The 17284-nt window shown below is 72.8% G+C and carries 14 protein-coding genes and 1 riboswitch; of the genes, 7 read left to right on the top strand and 7 right to left on the bottom strand.

Annotated elements, in window-relative coordinates:
- Positions 1–23 precede the first annotated feature (23 nt).
- Positions 24–2348 carry a transketolase-like TK C-terminal-containing protein gene (locus QUY26_RS39010; RefSeq protein ID WP_289955212.1) on the bottom strand — a complete coding sequence of 775 codons (2325 nt, stop codon included), beginning with the start codon at positions 2346–2348 and terminating at the stop codon, positions 24–26.
- A gap of 72 nt (positions 2349–2420) precedes the next feature.
- On the bottom strand, positions 2421–4208 hold the full coding sequence (gene cimA / locus QUY26_RS39005) for a citramalate synthase (RefSeq protein WP_289955210.1): 1788 nt from the start codon (positions 4206–4208) through the stop codon (positions 2421–2423).
- Between the two features lie 554 nt (positions 4209–4762).
- A riboswitch (cobalamin riboswitch) is annotated at positions 4763–4837 on the bottom strand.
- A 140-nt stretch (positions 4838–4977) separates the two neighbouring features.
- Here cimA and QUY26_RS39000 point away from each other — a divergent pair.
- Together QUY26_RS39000 and cpt are read left to right on the top strand one after the other, a co-directional pair.
- Entirely contained in the window at positions 4978–5451 is a 474-nt protein-coding gene (locus tag QUY26_RS39000) for an NUDIX hydrolase (protein ID WP_289955209.1), read from the top strand.
- A 144-nt stretch (positions 5452–5595) separates the two neighbouring features.
- Positions 5596–6129 carry a chloramphenicol phosphotransferase CPT gene (cpt, locus tag QUY26_RS38995; protein ID WP_289955208.1) on the top strand — a complete coding sequence of 178 codons (534 nt, stop codon included), beginning with the start codon at positions 5596–5598 and terminating at the stop codon, positions 6127–6129.
- Here cpt and QUY26_RS38990 read toward each other — a convergent pair.
- Entirely contained in the window at positions 6122–7132 is a 1011-nt protein-coding gene (locus QUY26_RS38990) for a GlxA family transcriptional regulator (protein WP_289955207.1), read from the bottom strand. The genes cpt and QUY26_RS38990 overlap by 8 nt on opposite strands.
- 151 nt (positions 7133–7283) lie before the next feature.
- On the opposite strand from QUY26_RS38990, the gene QUY26_RS38985 reads away from it, so the two are divergent.
- From QUY26_RS38985 to QUY26_RS38970, 4 genes are all read left to right on the top strand, one after another.
- The gene (locus QUY26_RS38985; RefSeq protein ID WP_289955206.1) at positions 7284–8129 is read left to right on the top strand and encodes a dienelactone hydrolase family protein; all 846 of its coding nucleotides are present in this window, start codon (positions 7284–7286) and stop codon (positions 8127–8129) included.
- 185 nt (positions 8130–8314) lie between these two features.
- Positions 8315–9976, top strand: coding sequence for a serine/threonine-protein kinase (locus tag QUY26_RS38980; protein ID WP_289955205.1), 1662 nt, complete (start codon positions 8315–8317; stop codon positions 9974–9976).
- Positions 9977–10058: 82 nt separating this feature from the next.
- Positions 10059–11177: an alpha/beta hydrolase gene (locus QUY26_RS38975; RefSeq protein ID WP_289955204.1), complete on the top strand. Its 1119-nt coding sequence runs from the start codon at positions 10059–10061 to the stop codon at positions 11175–11177.
- A gap of 806 nt (positions 11178–11983) precedes the next feature.
- On the top strand, positions 11984–12604 hold the full coding sequence (locus tag QUY26_RS38970) for a dihydrofolate reductase family protein (protein ID WP_289955203.1): 621 nt from the start codon (positions 11984–11986) through the stop codon (positions 12602–12604).
- Between the two features lie 116 nt (positions 12605–12720).
- On the opposite strand, the gene QUY26_RS38965 is transcribed toward QUY26_RS38970, so the two are convergent.
- The 4 genes from QUY26_RS38965 to QUY26_RS38950 form a co-directional block, all read right to left on the bottom strand.
- Positions 12721–13320: a DinB family protein gene (locus tag QUY26_RS38965; RefSeq protein ID WP_289955201.1), complete on the bottom strand. Its 600-nt coding sequence runs from the start codon at positions 13318–13320 to the stop codon at positions 12721–12723.
- 194 nt (positions 13321–13514) lie between these two features.
- Positions 13515–14054, bottom strand: a complete 540-nt coding sequence (locus tag QUY26_RS38960; protein ID WP_289955200.1) for a DUF1707 SHOCT-like domain-containing protein — start codon at positions 14052–14054, stop codon at positions 13515–13517.
- Positions 14055–14104: 50 nt separating this feature from the next.
- The gene (locus tag QUY26_RS38955; protein ID WP_289955199.1) at positions 14105–15145 is read right to left on the bottom strand and encodes a YncE family protein; all 1041 of its coding nucleotides are present in this window, start codon (positions 15143–15145) and stop codon (positions 14105–14107) included.
- 121 nt (positions 15146–15266) lie between these two features.
- On the bottom strand, positions 15267–16316 hold the full coding sequence (locus tag QUY26_RS38950) for an aldo/keto reductase (protein WP_289955197.1): 1050 nt from the start codon (positions 16314–16316) through the stop codon (positions 15267–15269).
- 204 nt (positions 16317–16520) lie between these two features.
- Between QUY26_RS38950 and QUY26_RS38945 the strand changes: the two genes are divergently transcribed.
- Entirely contained in the window at positions 16521–17216 is a 696-nt protein-coding gene (locus QUY26_RS38945) for a M15 family metallopeptidase (protein ID WP_289955195.1), read from the top strand.
- Positions 17217–17284 lie beyond the last annotated feature (68 nt).

Below are 17284 nucleotides of genomic sequence, written 5' to 3'. Positions count from 1 at the left end.
GCGCCCCGGGGCGACGGACCGGTTCAGGTGGTGAGGTCGAGGGCGGCGGACACGATGCTGTCGGCGTCGATCCCGTGGTGGCGGTAGACGTCGGTGAGTGAGCCGGACTGGCCGAACCGCGTGACGCCGAGGGCACTCGTCGCGACCTTGTTGACCGTGGCCAGGAACGACAGCGTGTGCGGGTGACCGTCGAGAACCGTCACCAGGGGCGTGGCGCGGTCCGCGGGGAACACCTGGTCCAGGATCCAGGATTCGGCGTGCTCGTGGCCCTGCCGAGCGCGCAGGGCGCGGTACAGCAGGTCGGGGCTGGTCACGCAGATGACGTCGACGGGCAGGCCCTCCGTCTCCAGGCGGTCGGCCGCGGCCAGCGCCTCCGGGACCACGGCCCCCATGGCCGCGACGGTCACCCGCGCACCGGAGCGCCGCCTCAGCGCGTAGGCGCCCGCCACGGCCTGCCGGCGGCGCTGCGCCCGGGCGGCCCCATCGGCCGGGACGGCGGCGAGGGACTGGTCCACGGGGCGGGTCGACAGGCGCAGGTAGGAGGAGCTGCCGTCGGCGCGGCCCAGCCGGGAGAGGGCGGCGAGCAGCGTCCATTCGGTGTCGATCGCGAAGGCGGGCTCGTACGTCACGCACCCCGGTTGCTGCAGGCCTATCGACGGGGTCTTGAGCGACTGGTGGGCTCCGCCCTCGGACGCGAGGGAGACGCCCGAGGGCGTGCCCACGAGGAGGGACTGCCCGCCCGCGTAGATCCCGTACGACCACGGTTCGAGGGCCCGCTCGACGAACGGGTCGTAGACGACTCCGATGGGCAGCAGGGGCTCGCCCCATCGGCTCCAGGTCGCGCCGAGTTCGGAGAGCAGGCCCACCAGGTTGGTCTCGGCGATGCCCAGTTCGATGTGCTGGCCGGTCGGCTTCTCGCTCCAGTGCAGGATCGTCTCGGCGTCGTCGGCGAACCAGTCCCGGCGCTCGCGCGGGGACCAGACGCCCACCTTGTTCACCCAGCCCCCGAGGTTGGTCGAGGAGCTGACGTCCGGGCTGACCGTCACGATGCGGCGGGCGGCCTCGGGGGCCTGCCTGGTCAGGTCGAGCAGGACGCGGCCGAGGACCGCCTGCGTGGTGGTCGAGCCCTTCGGGGTGCGGCCGAAGTCGGTCGGCAGCTCCGGGGGCGGGGTCCGGCGGACGTCCGGGCGGTGCAGCAGCTCGGCTGTCTTCTCGCACAGGCGGTGCGCCTCGCCGGTGGCGGGGAGGGCCCGCCAGGGGTCGGCCGGGTCCGCGCCGACACGGGTGGCGAGGTCGTGCAGCTGCTGCTCGGTCAGCAGCGCGGAGTGGTTCTGCGGATGCCCCTTCGTCGCAAGGCGGTGGCCCTTGACCGTGTAGGCGAAGATGACGGTGGGCCGGGTGTCGTCGATCGCGCCGAAGGCGGTGTCGAGGGCTTGGAGGTCGTGGCCGCCGAGGTTGGCCACCGCTTCGACGAGGACGTCGTCGTCGATGTCGGCGATCAGTTCGGTGACGCGTGGTGCCTCGGGTCCGGCGCCGGGCAGGCGGCGGCGCAGCTCGGGGCCTTCGCAGCGCAGCAGCCGCTGGTACTCCGGATTGGTCATCCCGTCGAGGCGCCGCCGGAGTTCGCCGCCGCCGGGGCGCTCGAACAGGCCCTCAAGCAGCTGCCCGTACTTCAGCGTCAGGACCTGCCACCCGGCGGCGGCGAACATCCCCCGCAGCTTGTCGGCCGCGATGTCGGGCACGACCCGGTCCAGCGACTGCCGGTTCATGTCGACGACCCAGACGATCTCGCCCAGTTCCACCACCGAGGGATCGAGGACCGCTTCCCAGATCGCTCCCTCGTCCAGTTCCGCGTCGCCCAGCAGCGAGTACTGGCGTCCGGTGCCAGGATCGCCTCCCGCGGACGCGGTGTAGCGGCGTGCGAGGGCACCCCAGACCGGAGCGGTGGCCCCGATGCCCACCGATCCGGTCGAGTAGTCCACCGGGTCCGGGTCCTTGGTCCTGCTCGGGTAGCTCTGCAGGCCCCCGAACTCCCGCAGCCTCGGCAGGTACGAGGCGTCGAGACGCCCGAGGAGGTGGTTGATCGCGTGCAGCACCGGGGAGGCGTGCGGTTTCACCGACACCCGGTCCTCGGCCCGCAGATGCCGGAACCACAGCGTGGTCATGATCGACACCATCGACGCGGACGAGGCCTGATGACCCCCCACTTTGAGACCGGTGGGGTTCGGCCGCACCCGGTTGGCGTGATGGACGATCGCCGACGAGAGCCACAGCACCCGGTCCTCGATCTCGGCCAGGACGTCCAGCTCGGGCTGGATCCGCCGTGCGCTGTTCGGGGAGCTCTTCATCGTCGAACCTCTTCGGTGTGATGCCTGCATGTTCCTGAGTACCTGGTGAGGGGGTCGCGGGGCGGGGGTGTCTCAACGGCTGGGGACCGGTGCCTGCGCCGCGGCAGTACGAGGGGGCGCGTCGGTGCGAGGGGGCGCGTCCGCGCGAGGAGACGCGTCCGCGCGAGAGGATGCGTCCGCATCGCGCAGCGCGTCCTTGAGGGGCTTGTACGCAAGGGCGTCGCAGAGGGCGAGCATGGCGGCCACGACCGCGCTGCTGTGGACACCGACGGTGGTCCATTCGCCGTCCGCGTCGCGGGAGACGACGAGCACACGGGTCAACTCCGAAGTGCCGGGGCCGCTTTCGAGCACCCGCACGCTGTGGTCCACGAGCGCGGTCTCGGCTGTCCACGGCAGGTGCGGGGCGAGGGCTCCGCGCAGGGCCGAGTCGAGGGCCGCGACCGGGCCGTCACCCACCGCCGTCGCGGAGACCTCCCCGGCGCGATCGGCCCCCGCGGAGACCTCCCCGACGCCTTCGGGGCCTCCCACGCGCAGCCGCACGCTCGCCTCGGACACCACTGCGCCGTCCGCCGCGCGGCGTTCGACCACCTCGTAGGTGAGGGGCGCGAAGGCCGCGCGGGGGCCTCGCGGGGCGTTCCGGCCCGTGGCCGTGTTCGCCAGCTCGTCGTGGAAGAGCAACGCGAGCGACGCGTCGGCGGACTCGAAGGACCACCCCGCGGCCTCCAACTGCTTGACGCGGTCCACCACACGGGAGACGGCGTCCGTGTCCTGGACGTCGAAGCCGAGCTGGAGGCACTTCAGCTCCAGACTGGCGCGCCCCGCCATCTCCGTCACCAGGATGCGGGATTCGTTGCCGACGACGTCCGGGTCGATGTGCTGGTAGAGACCGGGGTCGACCTTCATCGCGCTGGCGTGCAGGCCCGCCTTGTGCGCGAAGGCCGCGGCGCCCACGTACGGCTGGTGCCGATCCGGACTGACGTGGGCGATCGCGGCCAGGCCCTGGGCGGTCCGGGTGAGTTCGGACAGGCGCGTCCCGGGCAGCACCGGCATGTTCAGCTTGGTGGCGAGATTGCCGGTGACCGCGAACAGGTCCGCGTTGCCCGTGCGCTCCCCGTACCCGTTGGCCGTGCACTGCACGTGCGTGGCCCCGGCCTCGACGGCCGCGACGGTGTTGGCGACGGCGCATCCCGTGTCGTCCTGGCAGTGGATGCCGACCCGGAACGCGGTGCGCTCCACGACTTCGGCGACGGCCTCGGCGAGTCGGCCCGGAAGCTGGCCTCCGTTGGTGTCGCAGAGCACGGCGACATCGGCGCCCGCCGCCATGGCCGCGTCCAGGACGCGGAGCGCCGTGTCGGGGTCGTCGGCGTAGCCGTCGAAGAAGTGCTCGGCGTCGAGGAAGACCCGGCGCCCCTCGGAGGTGAGGAAGCGGACCGTCTCCTGGACCATCGCGCAGTTCTCCGCCACGTCGGTGCGCAGAGCGCGCTCGATGTGCCGCCTGTCGGCCTTGGCGACCAGCGTGATCACCGGGGCGCCGGAGTTCAGCAGGGCGAGCACCTGCGCGTCCTGCTGCGCCCGTCGCCCCGGCTTGCGCGTGCTGCCGAAGGCGACCAACGCCGCGTGCCTCAGGTCGAGTTCAGCCGCCGCGCGCCGGAAGAACTCGGTGTCCTTGGGCATGGCCCCGGGCCAGCCGCCTTCGATGAATCCGACCCCGAGAGAGTCCAGCAGACGTGCCGTCGCGAGTTTGTCCGTGACGGAGTAGGAGATGCCCTCGCCCTGCGCGCCGTCGCGGAGGGTCGTGTCGTAGAGGTGGAAGCTGTCGCCGAGCGGGGTTCCGGCCGGTGCGGTGCGCGTGTGAGCCACCGGGCGTCCTTCCTGAGCAGTGGTGGTGGTGGTGGGGTTTCCCGTACGGCAGGCGCGGCCGGTCGCCTGTCCGTGCCGGGATCACCGGCGGAGCAGGACCGTTGGAGGCCAGGCGGCAGCGCCTGGGAGGCAGGGGTTCCTGAGTCGTGCGCAGTCGGCAGGGGTGCGGCGGCGGTGGGCCACGGCTGCGACTGCTCGCGCGAAGGGACCTGTTCGGGTCCGTGGACGCTGGGACTTCAGGAGCCGCACGCGGGTGTGCGGGGCGGCTGCCCCGCAGGGCGGATGCCGCAGGAACACAGCGCGAAGCCCAGCGGTACCGGAGAGGTGTGTCCGGTGTCATCGCGTGGGCCGCGGTGCGAGCGGGAATGCGGCAAGGCAGGCAGGAGGCCTGGGTGGGAAAGTACCGTGGGCATCAGGGCGGGGCCGACACACCCACGTACTGATGTCGCAAAGCACCGGTTCCGCTCACACTGAAGAAGCAGCGGAAAAGCATGGCAGAAGACTCCCCGACGTTTCAGCGCCATCCTCGTGGGCCTCGTCGCGGACCCGCGGGCGGCGATCTGACTTCCGGGAGCCGGGGCTCGTCCGGTCACAGTGGCGGGACCGTGCCGGATTCTCACCGGCTTCCCCGTGCCGCGGGTGTTGACCCTTCATGTGTAGCAGTCGCCCTTGTGCCGGTCACCCCCTACCGACCCCCACTCGGCTACCCCCGGGAGCCGTTCTCGGGCAGGGTGGGGGCATCGGACCGGCGTCCAACAGGGGGTAGCGGATGAGTTTCCGGCTCGCGGCGTACGCCGTGTGCGTCGAGGGCGGCCGGGTGCTGCTGGCGCGGCACGTGCCGCCTCACGGCGAACCCACCTGGACTCTTCCCGGAGGCCGGGTGGAGCACGCGGAGGATCCGTTCGACGCGGTGATCCGGGAGGTCGCCGAGGAGACGGGCTGCGACGCTGTGGTCGAACGCCTCCTCGGCGTGGACTCACGGGTGATCCCCGCAGCGGACCGCCCCTCCCCCGGCCTGCCCGAGCACCAGAACGTCGGCGTCTTCTACCGCTGCCGCATCACCGGCGGCTCCCTCCGCCCGGAGCCGAACGGCGAGATCGCCGAGTCGCGCTGGACCCCGATCCCGGAGGTCGCGCGCCTGCGCCGCTCGTCCCTGGTCGACATCGGCCTCGACCTCGCGCGGACCGTCCCGCCGACCGGGCATGTGGCGCCCGTCGCGGTCGGTGGGCTGATCCAGCACTGACGGCCAGGCAGGGCGACCTCACTGTTCGCCGTGAGGAAACCGGAACTCCCACGGGGAACCGACCAGGCGTTCCGGTTCACCATCCTTGTCCCGGGGCCCTGAAATCCGTTGGGCGCGGCGTCGCCGTGTGGCTACTGTGGCGCGGTGAAGACGCAGGTGATCGTTCTCAACGGTGGTTCCAGCTCGGGGAAGTCCGGGATCGTGCGGTGTCTGCAGGACGTGCTGCCGGGGCCGTGGCTGGCCTTCGGGGTCGATACGTTCGTCGACGCGCTGCCCGCGGCGCTGCGGGCGTCGGATGCGGGGATCGAGTTCGGGCCGGGCGGTGAAGTGGTCGTCGGGGCGGACTTCCGGGCTCTGGAGGGGGCCTGGATCGCGGGGCTCGCGGCGATGGCCGGAGCCGGGGCGCGGATCATCGTCGATGAGGTGTTCCTCAGCGGCGCGCAGTCGCAGCGGCGGTGGCAGGAGGCGCTCGGCGAGCTGCGGGTGCTGTGGGTCGGGGTGCGGTGCGACGGGGCGATCGCCGCGGATCGCGAGGTCGCGCGCGGGGACCGCGTCGTCGGGATGGCCGCCTCCCAGGCCGATGTGGTCCACCGGGGCATGGCGTACGACGTGGAGGTCGACACCGGGCACGCCGAGTCGATGGCGTGCGCACGGGTCATCGCGGCGCACGTCAGCTAGGCGCGGGCTCCCTCCGGGGCGCCGGGGCGTCATGGCGGCGGAAGGCCGCGCGGTACGCGCTCGGCTGCCGGCCCGTGTGGCGGGTGAAGACCTGGGCGAAGGCGCCGGGGTTGCGGTACCCGACGTCGGCGGCGATGCGCGCGACGGTCCTGTCCGTCGTCTCCAGGAGGTGTCTGGCTCGGCGTACGCGGGCGGTGTGCAGGTAGGACAGCGGGGTCTGACCGGCCTCGTCGCCGAAGCGGCGGAGCAGGGTCCTGGTGCTGACGCCGAACTCCTCGGCGAGGGCGGGCAGGTCGTAGCGCGCCTCCAGGTTCTGGTCGAGCCACCGCTTCACGCCGAGGGAGAAGCCCCGGCCCACGGCGGGCAGGAGCCCCACGTCGACGTACGCGGACTGCGTGGCGCGGGCGTCGTCGAGGAGGGCGACGCGGGCCGTGCTGCGGGCCACGCGGGGGCCGTCGTGCTCGCGGACGAAGCGCAGCGCGAAGTCGTACATCGCGCTGAAGGCCGCCGTGGTCGTCACGCCGTCGTCGGTCACGACCAGCTGTTCCGCGCGCACGCGCACATCGGCGTACCGGCGCGCGAACCGGTCCGCGTACAGCCAGGACGTCGTCGCCTCGCGCCCCGCGAGCAGCCCGGCCTCGGCGAGGAGGAAGGCGCCCACGCAGATCGACACGACCGCGGTCCCGGCCGCGGCCCGCGCTCGGATGGCGGCCACTTCGGGCCTCAGGTCCGCGAGGGTCGCGTCGAGGTCGACCGCCGGTGAGATCTCGAAGCCCGGCACGATCAGTACGTCCGCGGGGCGCATCGCGCAGACGTCGACGCCGGCGCCGCCCGACAGGGTCACCCGTCGGCGGGGCGAGACGATCGAGGCCTCGTAGGACGACTCCCCCACTCCCTGCGCGGCGGCGACGTGGCCGGCCATGGTGAGCAGGTCGATGACGCCGAACACCTCCGAGCCGAAGCAGCCGGGGTAGGCCAGCACACTCACCCGCAGCGGGACCATACGGCATCCTCCTCCGAACCTGCGGCGCTCCTGCGCCCAGCCACCCGGGCACCCGGGACACTCGCGCACCCGATCGCTTGGCGAGATCACCGTGCAACGTGGCGATCTCGCCGCTTCTCCGTGGGGGCAGCCTCTCGTCATCCTGTGCCTCATGACAACCGTGCGAGGACAACGTGACGACCTCCTGGGGGACTTCTCCCGCAGGACCGTCGACGTCGATGGCGTCAGCAAGACCGTGTACGTGTGCGGGTCGGGACCGGCCGTCGTCCTGATGCCGGAGATGCCGGGCATCAGCCCCGACCTCGCGCGGTTCGCGCGCTGGGTGCGCGACGCGGGCTTCTCGGTCTATATGCCGTCCCTGTTCGGGATCGACGGCGCCTATCCGCTCGTCAAGGAGGGCCAGGCCGTCGTCCGCCGTGCCTGTGTCAGCGCCGAGTTCCGGGCGTTCGCCGGTGGTGGCACCAGCCCCGTCGTCTCCTGGTTGCGCGGTCTCGCCCGCATCGCGCACGCCGAGCGCGGCGGGCCCGGTGTCGGCGCCGTGGGCCTGTGTTTCACCGGCAACTTCGCCCTGACGATGGCACTGGAGCCCGCCGTCATCGCGCCGGTGGTCAACCATCCGTCGCTGCCGCTCGACGACCCCGGCGCCCTGGAGATCGGCGCCGAGGACGCTGTCGCCGTGGCCGAACGCGTCGCGCGCGACGGCCTGAAGGTCCTCGCGTACCGCTTCGCCGACGACAAGTGGTGCACGGGCCAACGCTTCGCGGCCTACCGCGCGCTGCTCGGCGACGCGTTCGACGGCCGGGTCCTGCCGGACGAGGTGGCCCGCACGGACCCCCCGCCGTTCTTCCGCGACAGCGTCGGCTGCGCCCACAGCGTCGTCACCGCGCACCTCGTCGACGAGGAGGGCCACCCGACCGTGCGCGCCCGCGACGAGATCATCGCGTTCCTCGCCGAACGGCTCGGAGCACAGGTCGCCGCCCCGGACACCCGCCACTGAGGCGGCCGCGGGCCGCCCACTGCGTGCCGCCGTCGACACGACCAAGGCTCCGTGGGCCCTGGGCGCGGCCGGGCGCACCTCGGTACCTGATCCCCCTCCGCTCCCCCCTGTTTGCCGTCCGTTTAAGCTTCTGTGGCTGGTCAGCCCCTCTGCTGGCCAGATGGTGACCGGGGGGAAGAGCGCCGATGAACCATCCGGCTGAGGTGTTCAAGGCACTGCGGGCGGACGATCCACCGCTGGTGGCCGACTACCGACTCGCGGCCAGGCTCGGCGCGGGCGGCATGGGCCGCGTCTATCTGTCGCACACGCGGGGCGGCCGCCCGGTGGCGATCAAGGTCGTCCGTCCCGAACTCGCCGACGACCCGGAGTTCCGGCGGCGGTTCCGCCGGGAGGTGGAGGCCGCCCGCCGGGTCCGGGGGGCCTACACGGCCGAGCTGATCGACGCCGACGCGGACGGCGTACCGCCGTGGCTGGCCACGCTGTACGTACCCGGGCCCTCCCTCGCGGATGCCGTCGCGCGACGCGGGCCGCTGCCGGTGTCCGCGGTGCTGTGGCTGGTGGCGGGGGTGGCCGAGGCGCTACAGGCCATCCACGGCGAGGGCATCGTGCACCGGGACCTCAAACCGTCCAACGTGCTGCTGGCCGCCGACGGGCCGCGGGTCATCGACTTCGGCATCTCGCTCGCCTCCGACATCACCTCGCACACCGTCACGGGCTCCGCCGTCGGCACCCCTCAGTTCATGGCTCCCGAGCAGGCGTCCGGGGGTGAGGTCACGGCGGCGACCGACGTCTTCGCGCTGGGGCAGACGGCGGCGTTCGCGGCGCTCGGTGAGCCGCTGTACGGGGACGGCCCCTCGGTCAGCGTGCTGTACCGGATCGTGCACTCAGAGCCCGACCTGTCCCGGGTGCCCGAGCAGTTGCGCCCGATCATCGCCCGGTGCCTGGTCGCCGACCCCGCGCTGCGGGCCACACCGGCGGAGATCGTCCACTGGTGCCGCCAGCGGCTCGGCCGGGACCCGGGCCCCGGGCCGGAGGTCTGGCGGGAGGTCATGGGACCGGAGTTGAGGGTTCCGGGGCCGGTCCCCGACCCCACTCCCGTGCACACGATGGCGCTCATGGCACAGCCCCGGCCGACGGGGCCGGGCGAGCAGCGGGCACGCAGGAGACGTACCGGGCTGATCACGGCCGCGGCCCTGGCTGCGGGCGCACTGGTGCTCGGCGGCTCGACATGGACGGTCCTGGAGTCGCGGGACGGGTCCGGTGACCGTACGGCCGCCGGGGCGTCTCCGGTCGGCGCGGACGCGTCTGCCGAGTCGGACGGGTCCTCGTCGCGGTCGGACTCCGAGGAAGGGTCGCGCGGGTCCGCGCCGGACGGCTCGAAGTCGGACGGCTCGAAGTCGGGTGGGGCGGAGTCCCGGGAGTCGACCGAGTCGGGGACCAAGGGATCCACGTCGGACGCGCCCGATCCGTCACGCGCCATCCCGTACCCCTTCCAGTGGCTGGACGAGAAGAACTCGCTCAACATCAAGGAGCCGGTCGAACGCAAGGACCGCAAGGGCGACATCCGCTTCGTCTGCAACGACACCAACTGCTCGCTGGAGAGCGACACGAGCGTCATCACCATGCTGTACGGCAAGCCGGGCGCCACCCGCGATTCCTGCCGCATCGCCCTGCGCGGTGCCGACAGCCGCCGCCTCCCCCTGGCCGCAGCGGCGGCGGGCAGCGAGATCTGCGTCAAGCACCCCTCCGGGGACATCGCGCTGCTCGTGGTCCAGGTGAAGTCGACGGCGCTGCCGAAGAGCGGAATCAGCTTCTTGACCGCCGACATGACGGTGTGGCGGGCATAGGGACCGGCCGGCCCGGCCCTCCTGCCCGGGCACGACGCGGCCACGCACCCGCCCGACCCACCACCCGACCGTGGAGTGATTCATGACTGACCGTCACGCGCCCGCGCGGCCGCACCGGATCCCGACGCCTCGGGCAGCGGCACCGCCCTTCGACCCCGAACTGAGCCCCGTCCTCGACGCCTTGGGCCGGGAGGCGTGGGAGCCGATGACCCCGGCCAACCTTCCGGCACGGCAGGCGCGGGACGCCGCGGCCAGGCCCAGGCCGACGGCGAAGGAGCTGCGCGCCGACGGGCGGTTCGAGGTGGCGGAGCTGCGGGTGCCGGGGCCGGCGGGCGGCCCTGACGTCACGCTGGTGAGCGCACGGCCCGCGGGAGTCGTCGGGCCGCTGCCCCTGCTGTACTACCTGCACGGCGGCGCCCTGGTCATGGGCAACGCGTGGTCCGTGCTGCCGCGGATCCTCCGGGAGTGGGTGCTGCCGCTGAACCTGGCCGTCGTCTCGGTCGAGTACCGGCTCGCGCCCGACGCGCAGTACCCGGCGCCGCTGGAGGACTGCTACGCCGGACTCGTCTGGGCGGTGGCGCACGCGGCCGACCTCGGCATCGACGCGGACCGCGTCGTCATCGGCGGCAAGAGCGCGGGAGGCGGGCTCGCCGCGGCGCTCGCCCTCCTCGCCCGGGACCGGGGCGGCCCGAGGGCGCTGGGGCAACTGCTGCTGTGCCCGATGCTCGACGACCGCGACCACACGTTCTCCAGCCGTCAGATGACGGGCATCGGCATGTGGGACCTCACCTCCAACGCGACGGCGTGGCGGGCGTACCTCGGTGACCGGTACGGCGCCGCCGACCTGCCGCCGTACGCGGCCCCCGCCCGCGCCACGGACCTCTCCGGCCTGCCCCCGGCGTACATCGACGTCGGCTCGGCGGAGATGTTCCGCGACGAGGACGTGGCGTACGCGCACGCCCTCTGGCAGGCAGGCGGCCAGGCCGAACTGCACGTGTGGTCCGGCGGATACCACGGCTTCGACGGCATCGCGCCGCGCGCGGCACTCACCAAGGACGCCCGCGACGCCCGCACGCGCTGGCTCCGACGCCTCCTCACACAGTCCGGATACCGGCCCGGCGCCCCCGACCGTCCCGCCGACGGGAAACCCGACGACTGCTGCTCCGGGACCGGAAGCCCCGGAGCGCCCACGGACCAGTGATCCTCACCGCGGCGCAGGGAGCCCACGAGACGAAGCCGCGGGTGACGTGCGTCCCCGCTCCGTCGTTCTCGGCCCGGTAGCCGGCCTCGCCGACGCAGTCGCCGGCCTCGTAGTCGGCCCTGGACGTACCGCTCGGTCCGCCCGCGTCGGTGCCGGTGGGCCCGCCGAGGCGACGTCCGACCTGGGCATCTGGGCGCAGCTCGGGATGCCCGCGTCGTACTCGACGAACCCTGGGCACCCTTCAGGTTCCCGCTGCCGGACGGCAGGGTGTACGTGCCCGGGTGCGTGCAGACACCGGTGGCCGTGTTCCTCGCCGTGCCGGTCCAGGTGTCGGGCCCGGTCCGCTGGACCTTGATGTCGTCCCGGTGGCCGTACCCGGCGTCGAGGTCCACCGCACACGTCGCACCGGGCCCGCCGTCCGCTCCCTCGGGAGGGGGTGCCGGGCAGGGACCAGCTGACCGGGACGTTCGCCGCCGACGTCGGCGGCGGCCGTCCGGGGCGACAGCAGGAGCAGGCCCATGGCCGCGCCTGCGGCGGCACTGAGGCGGAGAGTCCGCACTGGCATGTGCTGCTCCTCTCTGTGGGGGGGCGCCCTTGTCCGTGGGGAGGGCGACCTCGACGGCGCCTTCCCCTTGTACTCAGCGGTGGATCCTGGCGACATGGACTCGTCGAGGGGTGGGCTTGGACTCTTGACGGCGTCGCTCGCGGCACAGCGCGTCCCGACCGATGAGTGTCTGCGCTCCGCGGGGTCGGAGAAGTGGGACGATCGCGTCTCTCCGCCGAGGCCGAAGAGAGTGTGGTGCGCAATGAAGCTGGTCGTGCAGGAGTTTCTGTCGCTCGACGGTGTGTCGCAGGGGCCGGGGGCCCCGGACGAGGACACGAGTGACGGGTTCACGCGGGGCGGCTGGTTCGTGCCGCACATGGACGAGGAGTTCGTGGACCTCGTCGGTACGTGGCTCGGTGAGGCCGACGCGCTGTTGTTCGGCCGCCGGACGTACGAGAACTTCGCGCGGGACTGGCCGACGATGACCGACCACCCCTTCGCCCCGATCATGAACGGGCTGCCGAAGTACGTGGCCGCCCACAGCCCGGTCGAGGCCGACTGGGATCCGACCACCATCCTGTCCGGGGAGGCCCCCGCCCAGGTCGCCGAGCTGAAGAAGCAGCCGGGGCGGGAGCTGCAGATCCACGGCAGTGCCCTGCTGGCCCAGTCCCTGCTGGCCGCCGGGCTTGTCGACACCTTCCGGCTCGCCATCGCCCCGGTCGTCGTGGGCAAGGGACGACGGCTGTTCCCGGACGGCGGCGCGCCGGCCGGGCTGCGGCTCGTCGACCAGCGGACGACGCCGGGTGGCCTGTCGGTGCACACCTTCGAGGCGGCGGGCCTTCCGGAGTACGGGCACTACGGGGCCGGGGCCCAGGCCCCGTGACCGCCTGCGACCAGCGGCATCCGGCTGTCGGCGAACTGAGCCGGACCGTTGCAGGCGTGGTTCGCGCCGATGAACGGGCCGGTCCCCCGACATCGTCTCCCGGGCGACGCCTCGTCTCAGAGGCCGATCGCCCCGTCGATCCGCTCGCGCAGCAGGTCGGCGTGGCCGTTGTGGCGCGCGTACTCCTCGATCATGTGCACGAGGACCCAGCGCAGGGACACGGTGCCGCGCCAGGAGTCCGTTCCCTCCACGTCGAGGTGGGGCGCGTCGGTCACGAAACGCTCGGCGAAGGCGACTTCGGCGTGCCAGGCGTCCCAGGCCGCCGCGGCGAGGGCGGCGTCGGGCAGCGCACCGGTGAAGTCCGCGTCGGGTTCGGCCGGTGAGGAGAACAGGGACGGCGCGTCCGCCGCGGCGAGCACGCTCCGGAACCAGCGGCGTTCCACGTCGGCGAGGTGCCGAACCAGGCCGAGCAGGGAGAGCGTGGAGGGGGCGACCGACCGCTGCGCCAACTCCGCGCCGAGGCCCGCGCACTTCAGCGCGAGCGTCGTCCGCTGCGCCGCGAGGAATCCGACGAGCAGCGCGCGCTCGTCGCCGGTGGCGGGGCCGGTGAACCGGTCCGCGGCGCCGGTCGGCGCCGCCGCGCCGTCGACGGCCGGGGCGGCTTCGAAGAGTTCGGCTCGCCGCCGGGCGATGTGTCCCTGGGGAAGGTGTGTCATGTGTCCATCATCGTGCGCACCGCCCGCGGCATCGTCGCGTGTACGGGGCGCGGCATCAGCCTGTGTACCGGGGCACGGCATCACCAGGCGCACGGCGGACGGCTCGTCATGCGGGGCCCGCGGCCTGCTCACGCGCACGGCCCGCGGCTCCTCCTGCGCACGGCCCGCGCCACCACGCGCGCCCCGGCCTCACCTCACTTGCGCCGTTCGACGATCTTCGCGTGCAGGAGCTTCCCGACGAGTTCGATGCGCAGGCGGGGCTTGGCGACGGTGTTCTTGGGGCGGAGCTTGATCTTGGAGTAGGTGAGGTTGAGTCCGTCGGTGTCCATCACGATGTCCGGCGAGCCGACGAGGACCAGCTTGCCGTGCGCCATGTCCGTCTCGATGCGCAGCACGTCCGAAGTGAGCACGGCGTGCGTGAAGTCGAGGGTGACGCGGCACTCCGCCGTACGGAGCTCGATGCGCGAGGGCACCGACCAGCGCCCCTCCCGTACGAACTTGCCGCCGTGCTGGTCGACCACGAGCACGTCCTTGCCCTTGGCGGCGGGTGCGCCCGGCAGATCGGTGGTGAGGTCGGCGAGTTCGCCGAGCGTCTTGGCCGACAGCGCGCGTTCGAGGCGCATGTCGAGTTCCTCCGCGTCGAGTCGGCCGTCACCGGCGGCGACGCGCAGCGCATCCACGACGCGGTCACGGTCTTCGTGCGATGCCCTCAGGTCGGGCAGGTCATGCGACATGTCGCCACGTTAGCGGCACCGTGCTGCGGCGACCAGCCGCGCTCGGGGGGCTACGAGGTCGCGGGGAGCAGCACGGAGGAGTCCGGTTCGAGCTGGGTGGCGAAGCCGCCGACGATCGCGAGCCGGTCCAGGTCGACGACGGTGATCCGGTTGTTGCCCAGCTGGGAGACGTACGCGCGTGGCTTCGTGGGGTGGAACGACACGGCGGCCGGGGTTCCGTCCAGGTGGAGGGAGCGGATCGGTCGCAGGTCGGCGCTGAACAGGGTGAGGGTGTTGGCGGCGATGTCCGTCGCCAACACCCTTTCGTCGTCGACGGTGTAGACACGCAGGGGGTCTCCCCCGACCGTGCGGCTCCGGCGCACCTTCATGGTGCGCGCGTCCACGGCGACCAGGGAACCGCTCTTGCGGGCGCCGACGAACAGGGTCTTCTCGTCCCGGCTCAGGCAGCTGCTCTCGGGCAGTTGGCCGGGGGTCGCCAGGAGCGGGGGGACCGCCGCGTCGTGGGGGCGGACGAGGCTCACGGTGTGCGACAACAAGTCGGTGACGTAGGCCCGTTCGCCGTCGCGGCTGAGCGAGAAGAGGTGCGTCTTGACACCGTGCGTGGGCACCGCCCGGGTCGGGGCCGTGTCGGTGGCGGGGTTGTCGAAGCCGAGCAGGACCGCCTTCTCCTCGCTCAGGGCGTACAGGCGGTCCTGGCCGTCGATGCCCATGCCGTGGATGCGGTTGAACGGGCGGGTGTCGATGGTCCTGGCCAGGGCCCGCTCGGCCAGGTCGACGGCGAGGACGGCGGCGCCGCCCTCGCCGACGGTGGCGGACATGCGGACGCCGTAGTGCCCGACGTAGGCGAAGCGCCGCTCGGAGTCGACGACCATCTCATGCGGGTAGTCGGGCAGTTCCACGCTGTCCAGGCGCCGTCCCGAAGCGACGTCGTAGAAGCTCACGGCGTGGCTGCTCTTCTCCACGACCACCAGGACGTCGGTGTCCCGCGCCCGGGAGGCGGCCGCGGCGGGCGCGCTCAGCCCGCTGGGCACGGTCACCCCGCTCGCCAACGTCCCGGCCCCCGCGGCCTTGATCACCGTACGACGCGTCACCACAGTCCTTCACCCCGATCACTCGGCCCGCTTCTCGCCACCGGCTTCCCTCGACCTGCTCCCTTCCCCTGTTCTCTCGACCTGACCCGCCCCCCTCACTTCCCGCCCCGCTCCGCCCCCTCTAGAGGGCCGCCCTCTCCCCGGCCGCCCGGCGCCGCAGCGACGGTGTGGTGAGCGACGGCGGCGTCCACGCGCCGTCCGGGGGGTAGACGTCGGTTCCGGGCGGGACGATCGCGTCGATCCGGTCGAGGGCGGCGTCGTCCAGGGCCACGGAGGCGCCCTTGAGCGTGGCGCGCAGCTGCTCCATCGTGCGCGGGCCGATGATCACCGAGGTGACGGCGGGATGCGCGAGCGGGAAGGCGATCGCCAGCTCCGGCAGCGTGCAGCCCACTTCATCGGCCACCGCCACGAGTTGCTCGACGGCGTCCAGCTTCGCGGCGGTGCGCGGCGCCGACGGGTCGAAGCGGTCGGGGTTCAGGGTGGGGCGTCCGCTGCTCAGGTCGAGCGCCCGGCCCTTGCGGTAGCGGCCGGTGAGGAAGCCCGAGGCCAGCGGGCTCCAGGTCAGCACCCCCATGCCGAGGCGCCGCGCCACCGGCAGGACCTGCTTCTCGATCCCGCGGGCGAGCAGCGAGTACGGCGGCTGCTCGGTGCGGAACCGCTGGAGCCCGCGGCGGTCGGCGACGTGGTACGCCTCGACGATGTCGGCCGCGGGGAACGTCGAGCAGCCGAACGCCCTGATCTTGCCCTGGCGCACCAGGTCGGTCAGCGCGGAGAGCGTCTCCTCGATGTCGGTCGTGTGGTCCGGCCGGTGCACCTGGTACAGGTCGATCCAGTCCGTGCCGAGGCGCCGCAGGCTGTTCTCCACCTCCCGGACGATCCAACGCCGGGAGTTGCCGCCCTGGTTGGGGCCCTCCCCCATCGGGAAGTGGACCTTCGTCGCGAGGACCACGTCGTCCCGGCGGCCCTTGAGCGCCTTGCCGACGATCGTCTCCGACTCCCCGGCGGAGTACATGTCGGCGGTGTCGACGAAGTTGATGCCCTCGTCGAGCGCCGCGTGGATGATGCGGGCGCAGTCGTCGTGGTCGGCGTTGCCGACGGAGCCGAACATCATCGTGCCGAGGCAGTAGGGGCTGACCTCGATCCCGGTACCGCCCAGAACGCGGTGGCGCATGCGACTCTCCTTGCCCGTTGGTCCTCGTGGTCCCCGCGGCCCTTGGTCTCCCCCGGCCCTCGTGGTCCCCGTTGCCCTCTTTGAGTGCCGTGACTGTACGAGGTGGAGCGCGCTCCAAGGCAAGCGTCCAGCGACGGCTGACGGCAGAGGGGAGGACCGGGGCCGCCGTCCCGGCGCGACCAGGCGTCAGGAGATGATCCCGCCATGAGCGAGATCATCCTGATGTCCGATCCGAAGGTCACCTCCATCCCCGTCCTGGAACGCGGTGAGCCGCTGGTGGATGTGCGCGGTGAGACCGCCCTGTTGGTGGACGACCGCCTCAAGGACCCGGAGAACGCCTTCGCGTACCTGCGGGAAGGCGTCGTCGAGCGCCTCCTTCAGGCCCAGACGCTGCTGCCGGACGGGCTGCGGCTGCTGTTCGTCGAGGGCTACCGCCCGCTGTCGTTGCAGCGCACGTACTTCGAGGAGTACGAGGAGGAGCTGCGGGCCCTCCACCCGGACTGGCCGGCCGGGCCGATCCACGCGGCGGCGAGCCGCTACGTCTCCCCGCCCGCCATCGCGCCGCACAGCGCGGGCGCCGCCGTCGACCTGACGCTGGCCGACACCGACGGGCGCGAACAGGACCTGGGCACCGCGATGAACGCCTCCCCCGAGGAGAGCGCCGGCGCCTGCTACACGGACGCCGACAACATCAGCGCCGAGGCGCGGGAGAACCGCCGGATCCTCGGCGCCGCACTGACGGCCGTGGGCCTGGTGAACTACCCCACCGAGTGGTGGCACTGGTCGCTCGGCGACCGCTACTGGGCGCTGGCCACGGGCGCCGAGCGCGCCTACTACGGGCCGCGGGAGCTGTCCGCCGCCCCGGCGGCACAGGAGCGCGGGCGGACGGAAGCCGGCTGAGAGGAAGGCCGACGTCTGTCGGCCGGGGCCCGGGCCTTCGTCGGGCAGGCGGCCCGGGCGCTCAGCGG

Source organism: Streptomyces flavofungini (genome assembly GCF_030388665.1).
Taxonomy (GTDB): Bacteria; Actinomycetota; Actinomycetes; order Streptomycetales; family Streptomycetaceae; genus Streptomyces; species Streptomyces flavofungini_A.
Note: the sequence above shows the minus strand (reverse complement) of the source record. Positions and strands in the feature narration are given on the sequence as shown.